Origin of the sequence: Allobosea lathyri (assembly GCF_900108245.1) — a bacterium.
GTDB lineage: Bacteria > Pseudomonadota > Alphaproteobacteria > Rhizobiales > Beijerinckiaceae > Allobosea > Allobosea lathyri.
Genome location: NZ_FNUY01000007.1, coordinates 119,127 through 139,565, shown reverse-complemented (window position 1 = coordinate 139,565; position 20,439 = coordinate 119,127). Strand labels below are relative to the sequence as shown.

General features: G+C 65.5%; 20 protein-coding genes. 7 read left to right on the top strand and 13 right to left on the bottom strand.

Annotated elements, in window-relative coordinates; genetic code table 11:
* Positions 1-87: 87 nt before the first annotated feature.
* Complete coding sequence (locus tag C4S73_RS17185) at positions 88-417, bottom strand: hypothetical protein (protein ID WP_146071376.1); 330 nt, start codon at positions 415-417, stop codon at positions 88-90.
* A gap of 299 nt (positions 418-716) precedes the next feature.
* Between C4S73_RS17185 and flhA the strand changes: the two genes are divergently transcribed.
* Both flhA and C4S73_RS17175 read left to right on the top strand, forming a co-directional pair.
* The gene (gene flhA / locus C4S73_RS17180; protein WP_103873737.1) at positions 717-2,840 is read left to right on the top strand and encodes a flagellar biosynthesis protein FlhA; all 2,124 of its coding nucleotides are present in this window, start codon (positions 717-719) and stop codon (positions 2,838-2,840) included.
* Positions 2,841-3,257: 417 nt separating this feature from the next.
* The gene (locus tag C4S73_RS17175) at positions 3,258-4,145 is read left to right on the top strand and encodes a DMT family transporter (protein WP_244595640.1); all 888 of its coding nucleotides are present in this window, start codon (positions 3,258-3,260) and stop codon (positions 4,143-4,145) included.
* A gap of 4 nt (positions 4,146-4,149) precedes the next feature.
* Here C4S73_RS17175 and C4S73_RS17170 read toward each other — a convergent pair whose 3' ends face one another.
* Together C4S73_RS17170 and copM are read right to left on the bottom strand one after the other, a co-directional pair.
* A complete protein-coding gene (locus tag C4S73_RS17170) occupies positions 4,150-5,187 on the bottom strand; it encodes a lysylphosphatidylglycerol synthase transmembrane domain-containing protein (protein ID WP_103873953.1) in 1,038 nt (345 codons plus the stop codon).
* Between the two features lie 150 nt (positions 5,188-5,337).
* Positions 5,338-5,712 (bottom strand): CopM family metallochaperone, encoded by a 375-nt coding sequence (gene copM / locus C4S73_RS17165; RefSeq protein ID WP_103873736.1) that lies wholly within the window; start codon positions 5,710-5,712, stop codon positions 5,338-5,340.
* Positions 5,713-6,010: 298 nt separating this feature from the next.
* Here copM and C4S73_RS17160 point away from each other — a divergent pair, with 298 nt between their 5' ends.
* Positions 6,011-6,625 (top strand): GNAT family N-acetyltransferase, encoded by a 615-nt coding sequence (locus C4S73_RS17160; RefSeq protein ID WP_103873951.1) that lies wholly within the window; start codon positions 6,011-6,013, stop codon positions 6,623-6,625.
* 49 nt (positions 6,626-6,674) lie between these two features.
* On the opposite strand, the gene fliJ is transcribed toward C4S73_RS17160, so the two are convergent.
* Positions 6,675-7,085: a flagellar export protein FliJ gene (gene fliJ, locus C4S73_RS17155; RefSeq protein WP_103873735.1), complete on the bottom strand. Its 411-nt coding sequence runs from the start codon at positions 7,083-7,085 to the stop codon at positions 6,675-6,677.
* A gap of 231 nt (positions 7,086-7,316) precedes the next feature.
* Between fliJ and C4S73_RS17150 the strand changes: the two genes are divergently transcribed.
* Positions 7,317-8,513 carry an MFS transporter gene (locus C4S73_RS17150; RefSeq protein ID WP_160115801.1) on the top strand — a complete coding sequence of 399 codons (1,197 nt, stop codon included), beginning with the start codon at positions 7,317-7,319 and terminating at the stop codon, positions 8,511-8,513.
* Between the two features lie 70 nt (positions 8,514-8,583).
* Here the strand turns inward: C4S73_RS17150 and C4S73_RS17145 are convergent, their stop codons facing one another.
* The gene (locus C4S73_RS17145) at positions 8,584-8,937 is read right to left on the bottom strand and encodes a DUF1304 domain-containing protein (protein ID WP_200828037.1); all 354 of its coding nucleotides are present in this window, start codon (positions 8,935-8,937) and stop codon (positions 8,584-8,586) included.
* A gap of 59 nt (positions 8,938-8,996) precedes the next feature.
* Complete coding sequence (fliI, locus tag C4S73_RS17140; protein ID WP_103873733.1) at positions 8,997-10,337, bottom strand: flagellar protein export ATPase FliI; 1,341 nt, start codon at positions 10,335-10,337, stop codon at positions 8,997-8,999.
* Between the two features lie 345 nt (positions 10,338-10,682).
* On the opposite strand from fliI, the gene ctrA reads away from it, so the two are divergent.
* Positions 10,683-11,384, top strand: a complete 702-nt coding sequence (gene ctrA / locus C4S73_RS17135; RefSeq protein WP_103873732.1) for a response regulator transcription factor CtrA — start codon at positions 10,683-10,685, stop codon at positions 11,382-11,384.
* Positions 11,385-11,598: 214 nt separating this feature from the next.
* On the opposite strand, the gene C4S73_RS17130 is transcribed toward ctrA, so the two are convergent.
* The 6 genes from C4S73_RS17130 to chpT form a co-directional block, all read right to left on the bottom strand.
* Entirely contained in the window at positions 11,599-12,489 is an 891-nt protein-coding gene (locus tag C4S73_RS17130) for a CheR family methyltransferase (protein ID WP_103873731.1), read from the bottom strand.
* A complete protein-coding gene (cheB, locus tag C4S73_RS17125; protein ID WP_103873730.1) occupies positions 12,489-13,601 on the bottom strand; it encodes a chemotaxis-specific protein-glutamate methyltransferase CheB in 1,113 nt (370 codons plus the stop codon). The genes C4S73_RS17130 and cheB overlap by 1 nt, the downstream gene beginning before the upstream one ends.
* 97 nt (positions 13,602-13,698) lie before the next feature.
* Positions 13,699-14,064 (bottom strand): response regulator, encoded by a 366-nt coding sequence (locus C4S73_RS17120; protein WP_043237911.1) that lies wholly within the window; start codon positions 14,062-14,064, stop codon positions 13,699-13,701.
* A 28-nt stretch (positions 14,065-14,092) separates the two neighbouring features.
* Positions 14,093-14,599 (bottom strand): chemotaxis protein CheW, encoded by a 507-nt coding sequence (locus C4S73_RS17115; RefSeq protein WP_103873729.1) that lies wholly within the window; start codon positions 14,597-14,599, stop codon positions 14,093-14,095.
* Complete coding sequence (locus C4S73_RS17110; protein ID WP_103873728.1) at positions 14,596-17,211, bottom strand: hybrid sensor histidine kinase/response regulator; 2,616 nt, start codon at positions 17,209-17,211, stop codon at positions 14,596-14,598. The genes C4S73_RS17115 and C4S73_RS17110 overlap by 4 nt, the downstream gene beginning before the upstream one ends.
* A 111-nt stretch (positions 17,212-17,322) precedes the next feature.
* Positions 17,323-17,964 carry a histidine phosphotransferase ChpT gene (gene chpT / locus C4S73_RS17105; protein WP_103873949.1) on the bottom strand — a complete coding sequence of 214 codons (642 nt, stop codon included), beginning with the start codon at positions 17,962-17,964 and terminating at the stop codon, positions 17,323-17,325.
* A gap of 136 nt (positions 17,965-18,100) precedes the next feature.
* Between chpT and C4S73_RS17100 the strand changes: the two genes are divergently transcribed.
* Positions 18,101-18,964 (top strand): 3'(2'),5'-bisphosphate nucleotidase CysQ family protein, encoded by an 864-nt coding sequence (locus tag C4S73_RS17100; RefSeq protein WP_103873727.1) that lies wholly within the window; start codon positions 18,101-18,103, stop codon positions 18,962-18,964.
* 19 nt (positions 18,965-18,983) lie between these two features.
* Here C4S73_RS17100 and C4S73_RS17095 read toward each other — a convergent pair whose 3' ends face one another.
* Complete coding sequence (locus C4S73_RS17095; RefSeq protein ID WP_244595639.1) at positions 18,984-19,550, bottom strand: YHS domain-containing (seleno)protein; 567 nt, start codon at positions 19,548-19,550, stop codon at positions 18,984-18,986.
* 297 nt (positions 19,551-19,847) lie between these two features.
* Here C4S73_RS17095 and C4S73_RS17090 point away from each other — a divergent pair, with 297 nt between their 5' ends.
* Complete coding sequence (locus C4S73_RS17090; protein WP_103873726.1) at positions 19,848-20,435, top strand: DUF1134 domain-containing protein; 588 nt, start codon at positions 19,848-19,850, stop codon at positions 20,433-20,435.
* The last annotated feature ends 4 nt before the right edge of the window (positions 20,436-20,439 follow it).

Below are 20,439 nucleotides of genomic sequence, written 5' to 3'. Positions count from 1 at the left end.
TTGCATCTCGGCCGGCTCAAGGCCGGTCTGGTTATTTGTAGAAAGGGCGGCGGCCACGGCCGCCGCCCTCGTTTGATGGCAGTTCTATCAGCGGACGATCACGCGCCGGCGCACGACGACCGGACGACGATAATAGGGCGCGGGGCGGCGGCGAACGACGGTCCGCTGGCGCACCACGACGGGGCGGCGATAGGGGTAGGGACGGCGCACGACGGTACGCTCACGCACCACCACCTGGTTGAAATCGGCATCCGCCTTGTCGAGGCCGGCCTTGGTCGCTGCGCTGATCTCGTCGGTGGCGGGCATCGCGGGAGTAAGATCCGGCTTGCGCGAGGCTGCCTGGGCAATGGCTGTGCCACCCAGGCTCGCTGCTGCGAGGCCACCGAAAAGGCTCATCACAAAAGAACGTCTATCCAAGTCTTCCTCCAACATCTGCGGTCTTGCCGGTCTTCAAGGGTTTGCAAAACCAATTTTATCGACCCCTGCGCGAGTAGTGCGGCGCCGAGTAGTGCGGCGCAATGGGGCGACAACGCGGCAGATTGATAACGATCCGTTCAGGGAAAGGTTCCGCGGCCCATTTTTTCGACTGTCTTAACCACTCGTTTACCATGCACCCGGCAAGAATTGCCGGGTTATGCCTCTGTCGAGGCGCATGTCTGTCGCGGCGCATGTCCGCTCGCGGACGAGTTCGCCTGGCGGCGGGAGTGGGCTGGTCGATGACCGATGTGACGGCAGGTCAAGGCGGCGGCTTCAACATGCCCGACCGCGGCGCGTTGGGGAAACTCTTCAACCGGCCGGATCTCTTCCTGGCGATCGGCGTCATGGGCATCCTCGTGGTGCTCATCTTCCCGCTGCCGGCGGTCCTGCTCGACCTGCTGCTGGCGCTTTCGATCATCCTCTCCGTGCTGGTGCTGATGACGGCGCTGTTCATCGAGGAGCCGCTGGAATTCTCGGCCTTTCCGACGGTGCTGCTGATCGTCACCATGTTCCGGCTGGCGCTGAACCTCGCCTCGACGCGCCTGATCCTGGCGCATGGACATGAGGGCGGCGCGGCGGCCGGCCATGTCATCGAGGCCTTCGCCAATTTCGTGATGAGCGGCAATTTCGTGATCGGGGTGATCGTCTTCACCATCCTGATCATCGTCAACTTCGTCGTCATCACCAAGGGCTCGGGCCGTATCGCCGAAGTCGCGGCGCGGTTTGCGCTCGACGCCATGCCCGGCAAGCAGATGGCGATCGACGCCGATCTTTCGGCCGGGCTGATCGATCAGGACGTCGCCAAAGTTCGCCGCAAGGCGCTGGAAGACGAGGCGAACTTCTTCGGCTCGATGGACGGCGCCTCGAAATTCGTGCGCGGCGACGCCATTGCGGCGCTGCTGATCACCTTCATCAACGTGCTCGGCGGCATCATCATCGGCGTTGCCCAGCAGGGCATGAGCTTCGGCGCCGCCGCACATAACTACACGATGCTGACAGTCGGCGACGGGCTGGTCAGCCAGATCCCGGCGCTGATCGTCTCGACCGCGGCGGGCCTGCTCGTCTCGAAGTCGGGCGTGCGCGGCGCGGCCGACAAGGCGCTCGGCAAGCAGCTCTCGGGCTATCCCAAGGCGCTCGGCATGTCGGCGGCGGTCATGCTGCTGATCGCGGTCCTGCCGGGCATTCCGATGCTGCCTTTTCTTCTGCTGGCTGGCGGTTCGGGCTGGCTCGCCCGGCATTTCGGCAAGCTCGCCAAGGTCAAGGAGGCCGAGGATGTGGTCGCGGCGCAGGCGGCGTCCCCGCTCTCGGCCGATGGCACGCCGAAGGAAGAGACGCTCAACGATCTGCTCAAGCTCGACGAACTCAAGATCGAGATCGGCTACGGCCTGCTGCCGCTGGTCAATGCCGCCGGCGGGCAGGACAGGCTGACCGACCAGGTACGGGCGCTGCGCCGCCAGCTTGCGGCCGAGCTCGGCTTCGTCATGCCGGCGGTGCGCATCGTCGACAACGTCCAGCTCGAGGCGAACCACTACTACATCAAGATCAAGGAGATCGATGCGGGCCATGGCATCGTCTATGCCGGCCAGTTCATGGCGATGGACCCGATGGGCGGCAGCGTGAACCTGCCCGGCCATAACGTGCTGGAGCCGACCTTCGGCCTGCCTGCCACCTGGATCGACGCGGCGCTGCAGGACGAGGCGCAGTTGCGCGGCTTCACCGTGGTCGACGCCGCGACCGTGATTTCGACGCATCTGACCGAAGTGCTGAAATCGCACATGCCGGAGCTGCTCTCGCATGGCGAGGTGCAGAAGCTGCTGCGCGAATTGCAGAAGGACCATGCCGATCTGGTCAAGGAAATCGTTCCGAGCCAGATCTCGACCACCGGCATCCAGCGCGTGCTGCAACTGCTCCTGTCCGAGCGCATCTCGATCCGCGATCTCGCCACGATCATCGAGGGCATCGCCGAGGTCGCCGGCGGCATCAAGAATCCGCGCGACATCGCCGAGCATGTCCGCATGCGGCTTGCCCGGCAAATCTGCGCGCAGTTCTCGAACGGGCAGGGCACCTTGCCGATCATCACGCTGTCGCCGGCCTGGGAGAGCGTCTTCGCCGAATCGATCATCGGCCAGGGCGAGGACCGGCACCTCGCCATGCAGCCCTCGCGACTGCAGGAATTCGTGCATCACGTCCGCGAGAAGTTCGAGGATGCGGCGCGCATCGGCGAGATGCCCTCGCTGGTGACGTCGGGGTTGGCGCGGCCCTTCGTGCGCCAGATCATCGAGCGCTTCCGGCGCGAGACGCCGGTGCTCTCGCAGGCGGAAATCCACCCGCGCGTGCGGCTGAAGACGGTCGGCAGCGTCTGACGGCGCTTGGCTTGTTGAGCCCTCATCCTGAGGAGCCATTCCGGCAGGAGTGGCGTCTCGAAGGATGGTTCAGGAGGCTCGGGAACCATCTGGAACATCCTTCGAGACGCCGCGTTCCGCGGCTCCTCAGGATGAGGGCTCGGATTTCGAACGGTTTTTCGAGAGCGTGATGATTTGATCTGGAAACCTCATGTCATCCTGGACAAGCGGCGAAGCCGCGCAGCTCCGGGATCCATCGTAGGGAGCAGAGCTCTATGATGGATCCCGGGCCGACCTTCGGTCGCCCAGGATGACGGCGTGTTTCCACGCAAAATCATCAAGCTCCAGTTATCGGAGAGCGGGGCGCTCGCGTTTCCACGGGGGCGCGATGCGAGGCACGCAATGGTCAGCCTCCAAGGCTGCGGCTAAGCCGTGTTGATGTCGCGCAACGCTCTTCTCTTCGCTGTCATGTGCCTCGTCTGGGGCCTGACCTGGCTTCCGGTCAAAGTCGGCGCGACGCATGTGCCGCCGGTCTTCCTGGCGGCGGCCCGCTTCCTGATCGCCGGTCTTGCGATGCTCGTCTGGGCCGGGCGCGATGTGCTGAAGGTGCCTGCCTCGGCGCGGTGGCGGCTGCTGGGCACGGCGCTGCTGCTCAACACCGGCAACTACACACTGCTGTTCTGGGGCACGGCGCATGCGCCGACGGGCCTAGCGGCCATCGTGAATTTCGCGACGATCCCGATCTTCACGCTGCTCGCCAGCCGCGCGATCGAGGGGCAGGCGATCAATGGCCGCAAGATCGCGGCGATCGTGCTCGGCACGGTCGGCCTCGTCTTCCTGTTCGCCTCGCGCGCGATGGGCGGCCTGAACGTCGCGCAGGGCGATCCGCTGGAGGCCTGGGGGCTTGCGGCCGTGGCCGCCGGCACCTTGCTCTATTGTGTCGGCGCGGTGCTGTCGCGGCCAATCGCGGGCGCGATGCCGACGCTGACGCTGGCGGGCTGGCAGACCCTGATCGGCGGCATCGGCCTTGCGATCATGTCGCTCAGCTTGGAGCGGGTCGGGCTTGCCGACGTCCGGGCGCTTGGCCAGTGGCCCGTGCTGCCGGCAGTCGTCTTCCTCGTCATCGGCGGCTCGCTGATGGGGTTCACCATCTATATGCGGCTGCTGCGCGACTGGGGTGCCTTCCGCGCCGGACTCTACGCCTTCGTCAGCCCGGCGATCGCGGTCGGGGTCGGGGTCGCCGCGCTGGGCGAGCCCTTCGGCTGGGCCGAGGCGGTCGGCGCGTTCCTGATGTTCGGTGCGGCGGCGATCGCGCTCAAGCGCTGACCGGTCAGGGCGGTGGCGCGATGCGGGTGCTTCGCTTGAGCTGCGCGCGCTCGAAGGCCAGCACCACCGGCAGCGAGATCACCAGCGGCAGGATGAGATAGAACAACCGCCAGATCAGCAGGGCCGCGAACACGGCCGGCGCCGACACGCCCGGCATCACGGCGAGGAAGACCGCCTCCATCACGCCGACGCCGCCCGGCACCTGGCTGAGCAGCCCGGCCGAAAAGGACAGCAGGAAGGCGCCGAGGACGATCAGGAAGCCGGGATTGCCCTGTTCGGGCAGTGCGAAATAGATGATGCCGGCGGCGCCGGCCAGTTCGAGCGGGGCTGCGAGATACTGCCGCGCCACGATCGGCAGGCGGGGATAGATGACCTCGAGCTTGCCGATCTTCAGTGGCCTGAACTTCAGCCATGAGCCGATCGTGTAGAGCGCGACGAAGGCGAGCATACCGACGCCCATCAGTCGCGCCGTGCCGTCGCCGATCTTGAACCAGCTCGACATGCGCCCGAGCGGGCGCAGGATTTCGGGTTCGTAGAGCAGCACGAGCCCCATCAGCAGCAAGGTGCCGAAGGCGAAGGTGAAGGAGCAGAGCGCGACCAGCACTGCGACTTCGGCCGCGCTGAGGCCTTTGGCGGTATAGGCCCGATAGCGCACCATTCCGCCTGAGAAGACCGAGGCGCCGATATTGTGCGACAGCGCATAGGTCACGAAGGAGCACAGCGAGATGTAGAACCAGGAGATGCCCTTCTCCTTGCCCAGGTGCAGCAGCGCGATGCGGTCGTACCAGGCGAGCGCGGCATAGGCGACGAGAGTTGCCAGGCCGGCATGCAGGAAGGCTTCCGGCGGAATGACCGCGATCTTGTGACCGATGCGCATCGCAACGATCCGGATGTTGTCCCAGAGGCTGCCCTGTTCCAGCAGCGTCTGGATCGCGCTGTCGGTGCCGGCTTCCGCCTTGAGCTTCTCCCAGAGCAGATCGACCGACCAGATGACCGCGACGAGCCCGATGAGCGGCCAGAGATAATCGAGATAGCGTTTCATGAGACCCGCGGGCTGCGAGGAGGCGAGGAGGGCGGCGGGACGGCGCGTGCGACCGCGCTGTCGCGGGCCGGCACGCATCTTGGTCCGTGTGTGCCAGCGGTCAGCCGTAAGGGCAAGCGGCGTTGCTGCCACTTGCCGCAAGGGAAAGTCCTATTTTCCGTTTTTCTTAAGCCAGTCGCGCATCATCGCGATTTCCTTCTCCTGTTCGGTGATGACGCCGGCTGCGAGCTTGAGGATCGCGGGGTCCTTGCCATGGGCGATCACGACCTTGGCCATGTCGATGGCGCCTTGATGATGCGGGATCATGCTGCGCACGAAATCGGCGTCGGCATCGCCGGTGAAAGCGACGTCCATGTCCTTATGCATCTTCATGTTCACGGCCTTGTAAGCCGTCGTCGCGGCGCTTTCGCCCGGGCTGGCCGCAGTGGTGCCATGGCCCTGATGCTGCTGGGCAACAGCGATGCCGGCCAGCGCGAGCGCGCCGGCCAGCGCTGCAGGAAGGGCGATCGAGGCGAAGCGGTTCATGATGGTGTCCTTATTGGATGGGGCAGGTGGCGCGAGGGTTGGTCGGCCTGCCGGAAAAGGGTGTGACGGTTCAGGCAGCAGGCATAAGCGACCCTCGATGCCGCCCGGACGCCGAGCCATCGCCAGACCGCATCCGTGCGTGGGGTTGCGCCCGCCGCCTCGTCGATCGTTGCCTGGAGTCAAAGCGCCTGGAGTCAAAGCCGTCATGCATCATCACGGCATGATCTTTCGACCGCGATCATGTCATGATCGCGGCATCGAGTCCGCCCTGATCGTTCGCACGCCTGAAAAGCCCAGCATGACAGCAGACCTGACCATCAGCCTGACCGGCATCACCGATCTGCCCCCGGGCAAGATCGCGGCGGTCGTGACGTCGCTCGAGATGTTCGCGGCCCCGCCCGTGCGTCCGGACCCGCCCGATATCGCGGCGTTTTCGCTGGAGCCGATCGGTCGGGACGACGCGGCCCGCTATCTCGCGATCTACCGCGTGCTCGGCGAGCGCTGGATGTGGTTCAGCCGGCTGGTCAAGCCGGTCTCCGAGATCGAGGCGCTGCTGGCCGATCCAGCCATCGATTTCTATGCGGTGCGGCTTGCCGGGCGCGATGTCGGCCTGCTCGAGCTCGACTTCAGGGTCGCTGGCGAGGGCGAACTCGCCTTCTTCGGGCTCGATGAATCTGTGATCGGGCGCGGCGCAGGGCGCTGGCTGATGAACCGCGCGCTGGCGCTGGCCTGGGCGAAGCCGATCTCGCGCTTCTGGGTGCATACCTGCACGCTGGATCACCAGGGCGCGCCGGAATTCTACCAGCGCTCGGGCTTCACCGTGTTCAAGCGCAGCATCGAGGTCGATGACGACCCGCGCCTGCAGGGGCACATGCGGCGCGACAGCGTTCCGCATCACCCCGTTATCGCATGAAAAAGGGCGGGGATGCGCTCCCCGCCCTTTTTCAGATTGATCTTCGGGTTCAGATGTTGGCGCGCGAGCGCAGGCCGATCGAATCCATCATCGCCTGATCGCGGGCGGCCTCGGCCGCACGTTCGGTGGCGCGCTCGCGGTCGTCGAGGATCTCAACCTTCTTCATGTCCTCGAAGGCTTCCTGCAGCTCGGCCTTGGCCTCGTCGAGCTGGCCCTTCAGATTGTCGGCCGACTGGCGCAGGTTGTCGCGGCGACCGAGCGCGGCCTTGGCATAGGTCGGGTAGGCAAAATGGCCGGGGTCGGTAATGCCGGCCCGCGTTTCCTCGCTCTGGATCTCGCGGTCCAGGTCGGTCGCCATGCGGTGAAACTCGGCGATCATCATCTCGATCTGGCTTACCCGGCGACGCTTTTCGTCGACCTGGAAGCGTTTGAGACGCAAAAGGGTCTCTCGCGACTTCATTTCTTGTCCAACTCCTGATTACGCATTTGGCTGCTCACCGACCCCTCGGCGTGCAACCGGAACTCCATCCGCGAGACAAAAAGCACAATGGGCCAAGGAGGTTGACCGTTCCTTACCGAAAAGGATTGCTTTGCATGCATGTTCAAACCGCGTCATGCCCGCTGCCGCAAGCTGACAGTTGCGTCTAGTAGCGACTTAGCGCTGCTCCTGCGCGCATCACGGATTCTCTCCTTGCCTGCCTCCCCACGCTTTCCCCAACACGGCCCCCTCCTGTGCGGCCTGGCTCTCACGCGGATCATCGGCTGGGGCTCGACCTTCTACGCGCCAGGCGTTCTGGCGCGGCCGATCGAGGGCGAGATCGGGCTGAGCAGCACGGTCGTCTTTGGCGGCATCACGATCCTGCTGGTGACGGGCGCGGTGATCGCCCCGCTGCTCGGCCGGCACCTCGATCGCGAGGGAACGCGCCGCTCGATGTGCGTCGGAGCGGTGATCTGCGCGCTCGGGCTTGCCTTGCTGGGTGTGGCGCAGGGGCCGGTCAGCTATCTCGCCAGCTGGTTCGTCCTCGGCATCGGCCATTCCATGACGTTGGCTAATGTCGGAAACGTCACGGTGGCCCAGTTGATGGGCGAGCGCACGAGGCGGGCCATCGGCATCATGATGCTCGCGACGGGCCTCGCATCGGCGGTGTTCTGGCCGCTGACGGCGGTGCTGAACGAGACCTATGGCTGGCGGATGACCTGGTTCATCTTCGCCGCGATGCAGATCGTCATCGTCCTTCCGATCCATGCCGCGATTCCCAGCCATTCCCATGCCGCTTCGAGCGCGGGACCAGCTCTGGCCGTGGCTGAAGGGCGCGTGCCGGAGAGGCTGCGCGGGACAGCCTTCTGGCTGATCGCGCTGGCGTTCTCGGCGAGCGGGCTGGTCTCATGGGGGCTGCCGCTCCACCTGATCAGCCTGTTGCAGAATTCAGGGCTCAGCAATGCCGAGGCTGTCGGCATCGCGACGCTCAGCGGGCCGGCCACGCTCATGGCCCGGCTGATCGATGCCACGCTGGGCGAACGGCTGCCGGTCGAGCGGGTGGCGCTGGCGGGGCTGCTGCTCGGGCCGCTGGCCTGCCTGACCCTGGCGCTGGTGCCGATGTCCCTCCCGGTTGCTGCTGGCTTCGTCCTGGTATTCAGCTCGGCCATGGGCGTCATTTCGGTCGCGCGCGCAACCTTGCCGCTCGCCTTGTTCGGCCGGCGAGGCTTTGCAGCGATGCTGGGCCGATTGACGGTGCCGCAAAATCTCGCCTTCGCGGCTGCGCCCCTGTTTTTCGCTTTCGTCATCGAGCGCTTCGGGACGAACCCGGCGCTCGTCACCTCCAGCGTGATCCAACTCGTCGGGCTTGTCGCGATGTTCCTGCTGGTGCGTATGCTGCGGCGCGCCTAGATTTGTTGGACGCGTCTTCGTCACGCGAGCCGGTGCCACCTTGCTTGAAAGCGCCTGGATGGCGCTGGAATCAGACCGCCAGCATGAGCGCCAGGAGAGCCAGTCCAGCCGGAACGGCCTGTATGTAGAGGATCTTCACGTTTGCAGTCGCGGCGCCATAAAGGCCGGCCACGATGATGCAGCCGAGAAAGAAGACCTTGATCGGCAGCCCGGCTGCGCCGAGCCAGAGCCCCCAGGCAAGTCCCGCGACAAGAAAGCCGTTATAGAGCCCTTGATTGGCGGCCAGCGTCTTTGTTCTGGCAGAAAATTCAGCCGTCGTGCCGAAGGCCTTGCGGCCACGCGGCGTGTCCCACAACAGCATTTCCAGAACGACGATATAGACATGGACCAGCCCGACGGCTGCGATCAGGACGGTCGCTATCATGTCTGTCTGCTCCAGATTTGTCTGCTTCAAGCGGTGAGCGCCGGGCCCAGAGGCGGAATTCAGGATGCCATGATCGCCGCAAGCTTCGCATAGCACTCGGGCAGGGAGGTCGCCTCGTCCTTGGCCTGTTTGAGGAACCCTTCCAAAGCAGGGTTCAGGCGAATCGCCTCGTCCACCTCCGCGGAGGCGCCCTGGCGATAGGCGCCGAGGCGAATCAGTTCTTCCATGTCCGCATAGGTCGCAAGCGTTGCGCGGGCCTTTTGGACGACAGGATAATAGGCCGGGTCGCAGGCGCGCGGCATGGTTCGCGAGACGGACTTCAGCACGTTGATAGCCGGATAGCGCCCGCGCTCGGCGATCGAACGCTCCATCACGATATGGCCGTCGAGAATGCCGCGCACCGCGTCGGCGACGGGCTCGTCATGGTCGCCGCCATCGACAAGCACGGTGAAGAGCCCGGTGATCGCGCCGTCACTGATACCGGGCCCGGCGCGTTCGAGCAGGCGCGGCAGCTCGGCGAAGACGGTCGGGGTATATCCTTTAGTCGTAGGAGGCTCGCCGGCTGCGAGACCGATCTCGCGCATCGCCATGGCAAAGCGCGTCACGGAATCCATCAGGCACATCACCTGATTGCCCTGATCGCGGAAATATTCGGCGATTGTCAGGGTCGTCAGCGCGGCCTGCTTGCGCATCAAAGCGGGCTCGTCGGAGGTCGCGACCACGACGACCGAGCGCGCAAGGCCGGCGGGACCGAGATCGTCCTGCAAGAACTCCTGGACCTCGCGGCCGCGCTCGCCGACGAGGCCGATGACGTTGACGTCAGCCCTGGCATAGCGCGCCAGCATCGACAGCAGCACCGATTTGCCGACGCCCGAGCCGGCGAAAATGCCCATGCGCTGGCCGAGACAGCATGTCAGGAATGCGTTGAGCGCGCGCACGCCGAGATCGAGCGGCGGCCCGACGCGGCGCCTTTTATGGGCTGGCGGCGGGTCGTTGCGGAAGGCGCACAGCGTTTCACCTTCCGGCAAAGGCGGTCCGCCATCGACGGGGCGGCCGAGCGCGTCGACGACACGGCCGAGCCAGGCGGAGGTCGGCCTGATACCCGGCTGCGCCTTGTCGACATAGGCCGGGCAGCCGCGACGCACGCCATCCAGGCCGCCATAGGGCATCACCAGCGCCTTCTCGCCGGAGAATCCGATGACCTCGCAGGGGACGCGGGTGCCGGGCGCGATCTCGATCTCGATGCGTCCGCCGAGGCTCATCGCCCCGATCGGTCCGGCAATCTCGACCAGCAGGCCCCTGACGGCGACCACGCGTCCATAGATTGTGAGGGCATCCAGCCCGGAGATGACGGATGCGAGGTTGGACAGACGGTCGGAACCGCGCGGGGGGCTGTTCATAACTGCTTCCGTCAACCTTTCGTTTACCTGTGTGATTAACACTGTGCTTCGAGGCTGCGGCGTGTCGCAGGGCCATTTCGACCCTGTTCCCCGAGGCAGATCTCCGCGAAGGGCGTTTTCGCGGGTGAGAGCATTCCGATCCGTGTCAAATTCGACTCACCTCGACAAGGATCGTTCACTTTCTCCCAGGAAGCGCTTGCGCTCGGGAATCACGGTTTGTTAACCATTTCTTCGTAGCGTGTCGCGTGGCGTTTCATCGGGCAAGCGCGTCGTCGTCCAGAACCGTGCGGGTTCGGATGATAAGAACTGTCAGCTTGCCTGCGGGCGAAAATTGGGGACGTGGACATGCGGGTTCTGCTGATCGAGGACGATAGCGCAACCGCTCAGAGCATCGAGCTCATGCTCAAATCGGAGAGCTTCAACGTCTACACCACCGATCTCGGTGAGGAAGGCGTCGATCTCGGCAAGCTCTACGATTACGACATCATCCTGCTCGATCTGAACCTGCCGGACATGTCGGGTTACGAGGTTCTGCGCTCCCTGCGGGTTGCCAAGGTCAAGACGCCCATCCTGATCCTGTCGGGCCTTGCCGGCATCGAGGACAAGGTGAAGGGTCTCGGCTTCGGCGCCGACGACTATCTGACCAAGCCGTTCCATAAAGACGAGCTCGTTGCCCGCATCCACGCGATCGTGCGCCGCTCGAAGGGCCATGCCCAGTCGGTCATCACGACGGGCGACCTCGTGGTCAATCTCGACACCAAGACCGTGGAAGTGGACGCTGCGCGCGTGCATCTGACCGGCAAGGAATACCAGATGCTGGAGCTGCTCTCGCTCCGCAAGGGCACGACGCTGACCAAGGAGATGTTCCTGAACCATCTCTATGGCGGCATGGACGAGCCCGAACTCAAGATCATCGACGTGTTCATCTGCAAGCTGCGCAAGAAGCTCGCCAATGCGTCGGACGGCAAGAACTACATCGAGACCGTCTGGGGCCGCGGCTACGTGCTGCGCGAGCCGAGCGAAGTCGAGGAACGCATCCCGGCCTGATCGGCGTCACCTGCCGGTCATGATCGGATGACATAAGAATCTTGGCCTGATCGTCGGATGTAAACGACAGGCCGACGGGGACCCCGCCGAGAGGCGGGGTTTTTGTTTGGCGCGCTGCGCAGGGCCGCCGGGGCGACAAATTTCCTCGGATATTCGCCGGTCGGCACGCCAACTTGCGGCGGCCCGGGATAGTGGCCGCAATTCCGGCCGGAATTCAGGAGCGGAGGCTGCCAATCGCTGCGGCGCGTGGCGGGTTGTAAGGCCTGACCGGAACCGCCGTCTGCGCCTTGCCGGAGCGGCCGTCGCGGTAAAGGCTGCGATGCTCCTTGTCGGGAACGATCGTCGTGGTGATCCCGATCACCGTCTCGGCCGCGCCCAGTACGAAGGCGCCGTCATGAGCCAGCCGAGGGGCCAGCGCCGCCAGAACCCTGGCTTTGGTGGGCACGTCGAAATAGATCAGCACATTCCGGCAGAAGATGACGTCGAACTGGCCGAGATGGCCGTTCGGATCGAGCAGGTTATGCTGCTTCAGCGTGACCATGGCGCGCAGCCGCTCCGAGACCTGCCATTTGTCGCCGTCCTGATGGAAGTGCTTCAGCAGCATCTGGATCGGCAGGCCGCGCTGGATCTCGAATTGGCTGTAAGCGCCCTGACGCGCTTTCTCCAGAACCTCCGACGAGATGTCCGTGCCGATGATCTCGACCTTCCAGCCCGCCAGGCGGCCGGCCATGTCGTCGAGGATCATGGCGAGCGAATAGGCTTCCTGGCCGGTCGACACCGCCGCGCACCAGATGCGCAGCGAACGGGTTGCAGCATTGGCTGCGAGCTTTTCCGGCAGGATGACGTCGCGGAACAGGTCGAAGGGGGTGTGATCGCGGAAAAACAGGGTTTCGTTGGTGGTCATCGCCTCGACGACCGCGCTTTCGAGCGCCGCATTGCCGCCGACGCGCAGCAACTGCATCAGCGGGACGAGCCCCTCGATCCCGCGCCTGCGGCAGAGGATGCCGAGGCGGCTTTCGGCGAGGTAGCGTTTCTCTGCGCTGAGCGACAGGCCGGAGCGCTGGTGCAGCAGCATGCGCAGGAAGTTGAAATCCGCTTCGGTCATCACGCGTGAACTCCGCGGACGAGGTTGCGGATGGCCAGGCCGATATCGTCGAGCGGGATCACGGCGCTCGCCTGCCTTGCACGCACGACGGAGCCCGGCATGCCCCAGATCGTGCTGGTCTGCTCGTCCTGCGCGATCACGGCCGCGCCGACCCGCCGCAATGCGGCGGCGCCTTCCGTTCCGTCGCTGCCCATGCCCGTCAGCACGAGGCCGAGGGCGGCGGCTCCGAGATGGCGCGCCGCATCGGCAAACAACACGTCGACCGCGGGCCTGCAGAAGCGCACCGGGGGGGCGTCGCTGATGCTGGCGACGATATGGCCGAGCTTGCGGTCGATGCCGAGATGCCGGCCGCCGGGCGCGACATAGATCGTGCCCCGCGCAAGGCGCTCGCCGTCGAAGGGCTCGCGCGCGGGAACGCCGATATAGTTTGCGACCTGCTCGGCGAAGGAGGCCGTGAAGAGCGGCGGCATGTGCTGGACGACGAGCGTCGTCAGATCCTGGAGCCCTTCGCCGATATCGAAGAGCACCTTGGCCACTGCACGGGGGCCGCCGGTCGAGGCGCCGATCACGAGATAACGCGGCATGACCGATACCAGCGGCCGGAGACTGATCGGGCCGGTCGGGGTGTAATCGAGATCGAGTTCCGGCGGCAACGCGCCCGGCTTTGTCTGGGTCTGCGCGATATTGCCGAGCTTGAGCAGGAATTCGCTGCGGAAATCGAGCGACAGGGTCATTCCGCTGCGGCTATCGGGCTTGGAGAGCACATCCATGGCGCCCTTGGTGATGCATTCCAGCGCGATGCGGGTGTTGCGCTCGGTCAGCGTGGTCGCAAGCAGGACGCCGGTCTTGGGGCTCTCTTTGAGGATCTGGGGCAGGGCTGCGGCGCCGTCGACGCCGGGCATGTCGAGATCGAGCACCATGACATCGGGCTTGAAGCGGCCGGCATGGGCCACCGCGGTCTCGCCGTCCCCGGCCACGGCGACGACATGGAACTGCCCGCTTTCGCCGAGCCAGCGCGCGAACAGGCCGCGGACCACGACGGAATCGTCGGCGATCACGACCGTCTTGTGCCGATGGGCGCCCGATCCGCCGGCGGAGGGAAAGCTGGTCATGCCGCGTTTGGTCCGCTGGCTGCAATCGTGATGCCGGCCGATTGGCCGACATGAGGGAAGCGTGCCGTCGCGACAGCGCAGGCTGCCGCAATCGGCCTCACAGGAGGCCGACCTGATGGAATTTGGAGGCGACGATCTCCTTGTCGAACGGCTTCATGATGTACTCGTCGGCGCCGGCATGCATGGCACGCGCGATATGGGCGATGTCGTTCTCGGTCGTGCAGAAGACGACCTTGGGACGCTTGCCGCCCGGCATCTGGCGCAGCGTGCGCAGGAAATCGTAGCCGTCCATGATCGGCATGTTCCAGTCGAGCAGCACGGCATCGGGCATCTCGCCCTTGCAGGCGTCGATGGCGCGCGCGCCATCCTCTGCCTCCGCGATCCGGAACTGCAGACCCTCGAGGATGCGGCGGGCGACCTTGCGGATCACGGCGGAGTCGTCGACGACGAGGCAATATTTCATGGTCAATCTCCAGATGGCCTGCCGCGCTTCAAGCGGCGGCCGGCATGTCGAGTTTCAGAATGGCGTCGACATCGAGCACCACGAGCAGGCGATCAGAGAGGCGGTGTACGCCGGCGGCGAGCATGGCCCAGGCGCGATCCAGATGGACCGGCGGCGGCTCAAGGGTGGATCGATCAAGGCGCATCACCTCGCCGACTGCATCGACGATCAGGGCGTAGGCTTCGCCGCCATGATCGACGCCGACTGCGACCATCTCGGCCTTGTCGTCGGCGGAGCCGGGCATAGGCGGTCTGCCGAGCCGCTTGCGCAGGCAGATCGCGGTGACGATGCGCCCGCGCAGGTTCAGGAGCCCGACGATCTCGGAGGGCGCGCGTGGCACCACGGTGATGCGGTTGGTGATGAAGACGTCGTGGACGCGTGCGATCGGCAGGCCAAGCAGCTGCTCGCCGACGGTCACGGTGACATAATCCAGCGAATGATCGAAGCCGACGGGGGAGCCGGCCGTGTCGCGGAGATCGTGATCGTGAAGGCTCATGCCGCATGCCTCATGTCGGGCCTGCGCTCGGCGAGTTCGCCGAGAAGCGCGCGGCGATCGAATTTGGCGACGATATCGTCCAGCCGTGCCTGGGCTGCGCGCATGTGGAGCTCGGGCGTCGCAAGCGCGGCCATGCCGAGGATGCGCAGGCGGTTGTCGCCCTGTTCGGCGCGCAGCGTGCCGGCAAAAGCAAAAGCCGCTTCCGGGTCACGGTCGAGGTCGATCAGCACGATGCTCATCGCGCCATTGGCGGATTGCCGGGCAGCGGTGGCGAAATCCGAGGCCATCGCGACGCGGTGTCCGGAGGCCTTGAGCACCGGGCTCAGCATCTCCCTCAGGAAGTCGGAGGGCTCGACGAGCAGGATCTGGGGCGGGGCGGCCGGATCCTGCGTCTCGCGCCGCGAATGGAGCCAGCCGGGCTCGTTCATCGGCAGATAATGCGCGAGATCGATGATGTCGGTGGCGCGTCCGCGGATCATCGCCGAGCCGATGACGCTCCTGTCCTGCGAGACGGCCATCTCGAGATCGAGCGTCTCCTCGACGATGTCGACGATGGCATCGACTGCCAAGGCGATCGTCAGATCCCCTTCCGAGATAATGACCAGCGGTTGCAGACCCTCGGACTTGATCTGCGTCTCCGCGACCGCAACCACGGGGATAAGCCGGTTGCGATAGTGCAGGAGAATGCGGCCGCCACCGTTCTGGAACTGCTGAGCGTCGACCTCTTCGAGCCGCGTCACCAGCGAGAGCGGCACAGCCTTGATGCTGTCGGCGCCGGTGCGGAATACCAGCATCGTGGTCCGCTCGCCTGCGAGTGATTGAGCGGCTGCCGTCGTCGGGTCGCGCAACGGGTCGCCGTTCGCGACCGCGCCCACCAGTCCAGCGACGCCGTTGGGGTCGATGATGAGCACGACGGCGCCGTCGCCCAGGATCGTGTTCCCGGAGAAGATCGGGATGTGCCGGAGCTTGCTCGACATCGGCTTGACCACGATTTCCTCGGTATGGAAAACGCTGTCGACGAGAATGCCGAACTGCCGCTCGCCGATCTGGGTGACGACGATGAATCCGTCATCGCTCATGGCGTCGGTCGAGCCCATCAGGCCCGATAGCGCGATGATCGGCAGCAGGCGGCCGCGCAGCCGCAAGACGGGCGCGCCGTTGATCTCCTCGATACGGTGATCGGCACCCGATTTCACGCGAACGAGCTCGCGCACCACGATCTGCGGTATGGCGAAGCGTTGCTTGCCCGCGACCACGATCAGCGCCGAGACGATCGCCAGCGTGAGCGGGATCTTGATGGTGATCGCCGTGCCCTGGCCGGCCCTTGTGGCGATGTCGATGACACCGCCGATGGCGTCGACATTGGCTTTCACCACATCCATGCCGACGCCGCGGCCCGAAACCGCAGTGATGTTGTCGACCGTCGAAAAGCCCGGATGGAAGATGAAGCGGCTGATCTGCGCGTCGCTCATGCGCTCGATCTCGGCTTCGCTGCCCAGATCGAGCAGGATGGCCTTGCGGCGAATGCGCTCGATGTCGAGCCCGCGCCCGTCATCGGCGATCGCAATGGTGACGGAGCCGCCCTCGTGATAGGCGGCGAGGCGAACCGTGCCGTGCTCCGGCTTGCCGGCTGCAGCGCGCTCGTCAGGGGGTTCGATCGCATGGTCGGCGCAGTTGCGGACCATGTGGGTGAGGGGGTCCTTGATCAGGTCGAGGATCTGGCGGTCGAGCTCGGTATCGGCGCCCTCCATCACCAGTTCGATGCGCTTGCCGAGTTCGGCGCTGAGATCGCGCACGATGCGCGGCAGCTTCGACCAGGCATTGCCGATCGGCTGCATGCGCGTCTTCATGACGCCGTCCTGCAACTCCGCCGTGATCAGGGACAGCCGCTGCAGCGGCGCCTTGAGGCCGGTGTCGTTTTGCTGGCGGGAGACTTCGAGCAGCTGGTTTCGGGTAAGTACGAGCTCCGAGACCATCGTCATCAGGTGCTCGATGGTATCGACATTGACGCGCAGGGTGGCGGGGCCTGCGGCCCGGCTTTCGCGCAGGACGCCGTCTTCACCCGCGCTCTCCGCCGGCTCGATGCGACCGTCGCGGCCGCGCTGGGGGCCCGGCGCGCGCTGGAAGATGAGATCAAGCTCGCTGTCGGTCGCAGTCGAGCCATGGCGGGCGAGATAGGCGGCGACGGGGTCGGCGACTTCGGACGACGGCGGCTTCGCCTTCGCGAGCTGGGCCTTGGCCTGCTCGGCCAGCGCGTGCAGCTCGCCGATCAGGGTCTCGTCGTTGCCGGGCGGTTCCTGGCCCTTGTCGGAGAGCTCGGCCAGGATGTCCTTGACCCGATCGATGGTCTCCAGGATGGCGGTGACGGCGATGGCATTGACGACGGCGCCGTCACGGAACTGGCCGATGACCGATTCCGCCGCATGGGTCAGGGCCTCGAGCCTTGGCAGGCCGATGAAGCCGCAGGTGCCTTTGACGGTGTGAACGAGACGGAAAATATTCCGCAGAATGTCGCGGTTGTTGGGCTCCCGCTCGAAGCGGACGAGTTCCCGATCGACCGTGTCGAGATTCTCGCCGGTCTCAGCCAGGAACTCTTGCAGCAAGTCGTCCATGCAGGGGGGACCATCACTCAACGCGACAACGCTGCGATCTACTAAGCAGGAGAAGGGTTTATGATCGGTTGAGATTGAGCAGACGATGCCGCGAACCGGCCTGCCTCTCGATCAAGCCGCCTTGTGCGCGTTGATCGTCACGGTCTCGCCCTCGATCGCGAAGGTGATGGTCATGTCCGCGGCGCGCGCGACCATGCCGGCATAGAGCGGCTGGACCGCATGGGCGTCGATCGTGCCCGTCTCCGAGCGGCCGGCCAGAAGCTCCTCGACATGGGCGGGAATGCGCGCGTGGGAGCCGGTCGCGGTGATGACGAAGCTCGCCTGCTCGCCCTCTATCGTCGCCCGCGAGACCAGCTTGCCGCCGCGCGGCACGGCCTGCGCCGCAAGAACCAGCAGGTTCAGCAGCAATTTGACCTGGTTCTTCGGCAGGAGCGCGCGGGGGGCCTCCCAGTCGAGCGAGAGTTTTTCGTCGTTGAGGAAGCCGTTTGCTACGTTGCCGGCATCGCCGAGATCGATCATCGCGCCTGCCGAGCCGGCGGCTCCGAAGGCGAGACGGGCGAATTGCAGCCGCGCCGAAGCGTTGCGTGCGCTCTTCTTGATCAGGTCGAGCGCGAAATCGCGCATCGAGGGATCGTCCTCCTCCAGAACCTCCAGCGCGTTGACAATGGCGCCGACCGGGCTGATCACGTCATGGCAGACGCGGCTGCAGAGAAGCGCGGCCAGGTCGAGCGGGTCGAGCGAGATGGCGGTCATGGGGCGATGTCCTGGGATCAGATGCGTGGCGCTCGCGGCAGATTTGGCGCCGTTGCCCAAGATATGGTGGCATCTTGGTTTTCATGTGGTTAATCCCGATATTCAGGGCTCGCACTTCAAAGGATAGGCCGCTGGCATGACCGGCCAACTCAATTCAAGCCTCGCCGATCAAGGCTCCGTCGAGGCGCGCCTCGCCGATTGCGACGCGCTTTCCCGGCTGCTCGCCGAGGCGGCGCGGCTGAGTGCGGCCACGCTGATGACCATGCGTGCGGCATGCGACGTCAAGCTCAAGCGCGACGGCTCGCCCGTATGCTCGGCCGATCTTGCCGCCGACCGGGTCGCGAAGGCTGCGCTTGAGCGGCTGCTGCCGGGCTTTCCGATCGTCAGCGAGGAAAGCGCCGAGGCGGTGGCGCCCGGCCCGGTCTTCATCCTGCTCGATCCGCTCGACGGGACGCGCGAGTTCCTGGCGGGCGGGGATAGCTATTGCGTGGCGATCGCCATCATCCGCGGCGACAGGCCGGTTGCGGGAGCGATCGCGGCCCCGCAGATCGGCAGGCTCTGGTTTGCCGGGGAGAATGCCTTCACGCAGGCGCTCGCAGCCGATGGCTCGGCTGTCGGCGAGGCGGTTACGGTTGCAGTGCGCCCGTTGCCGGGCGAAGGGCCGGTAACGCTGGTCAGCCGCTTCCATGGCGACAGCCAGAGCGACGGGATCGCGTCCGCCATGGGCTCCAGCGCCACAATTCCGGTGTCGTCGGCCGTCAAATTCGGGTTGATCGCCTCGGGCGAGGCCGATCTGCATGTGCGCGGTGGCCAGACGATGGAATGGGACACTGCCGCCGGCGACGCCATTCTCGCTGCTGCCGGTGGGATCGTGCTGACGCTGGCCGGCGCCGTTCCGCTTTATGGCCGGGTCGACCGGCACTTCTGCAACCAGCCCTTCGTGGCCGCGTCGAGCGAATTGCTGGCCCGGCGCGCAATCGCCTCGCTGGTTCCGGCCTGATCCCCGGAGAGCCTGCGCTCTAGTAGCGCGCGATCGTGCGGGAAACTTCGTTCCACTTGCCGTCGGCGAGGCGCAGCATCGCAGCATTCTCGACGAAGCTGCGGCGGTTCTCCGACGTGCGGAACAGGAACAGGCGCGAGCCGATGATCGCGAACTGGCGCGGGTCGGTGTCAACCGCGACGCCAGCGACGATGCCTGTCGGATCGAAACCGGCGAAGGCAGGCGCATAGACCGTGGGTGCATCGCGGAAGGCTTCGAGGTTGGCCGCGGAGGCGAACCACCAGACCGCGCCGTCATGGAGCAGTTCATGCTCGGCGTGGCCAGGGGTTGCGCGCCCCTCGACCTGATAGGCCACGGGATCGAAGCCGTTCAGCGCGAGGCCGGAACGCAGGTCGCGCTGCATGGTCTCACCGAGCGAGGGGAGCATCGGCAACCCCGAAGGCAGGCCGGGGACAGGTTGGCTCGATGCGTTCAGGCTGGGTGCGTTAACGTTGGGCGCGCCGGCCAGCACCGGCTGGATTGCGATCGTCAAGGCCAGGATGCCGGCAGCGATCGAAATCCAGCGCTGCCATGTTACGGCCTTCATCGCGGCAAATCCTTGCGGTTCTGTGATCTCGGGGGCGCTCTGTCCTCACCGGAATCTTCACTCCTTGGATACACTTCCAGCGTATCAAACTGGTTACCGAATTGGTTCGCATTTGCGTGGTGTGTTGCCATGGAGCCCGGAACCCAGCGTATCGCCGGGGTTTTGTGCACTCCCCCACCATGTTGGCGGGGCGCTTGAACGGTTGCCGCGCAGCCGCAAGCCCGCGTCGTTGAAACGGACCAAAAACCCGCTCTGGCACCCGGCTTATGCCTTGTGCCCCGCCCGGAGATTCGATTGATGAAACAGACCCGCCGCAGCCTCATCTCGGGTGGTCTCGCGCTCGCCGGGACAAGCCTCGCCGGCCTGCCGGTGCTTGCCCAGCAGTCCCCCTACGCGCAGAACCGGTCCTTCTCGCAAAACGAACTCGTAACCTCCGGCCACCAGTTCTTCGGCAACGTCTCGCGCGGCTTGGCGCTGACGATCGAGGAAGCCGTGCGCCGCTGGGGCGAGCCCAATGGCTATGTGCTGGGCCAGGAAGCGTCTGGCGCCTTTGTCGGCGGCTTGCGCTATGGCGAGGGCACGCTGTTCACGCGCAATGCCGGCGACCGCAAGGTCTACTGGCAGGGACCCTCCGTCGGCTTCGATTTCGGCGGCGAAGGCGCCCGCACGATGATGCTGGTCTACAACCTCCCGGCCGTCGAGGCGCTCTATCAGCGCTTCATCGGCGTCGATGGCTCGGTCTATTTCATCGGCGGCTTCGGCTTCACCGCGATGGCGGCCGAAGGCATGACGGTGGTGCCGATCCGCACCGGCGTCGGCTGGCGCCTTGGGGTCAATCTCGGCTATCTGAAGTTCACGCCGCAGGCGACCTGGAACCCCTTCTAGAGCG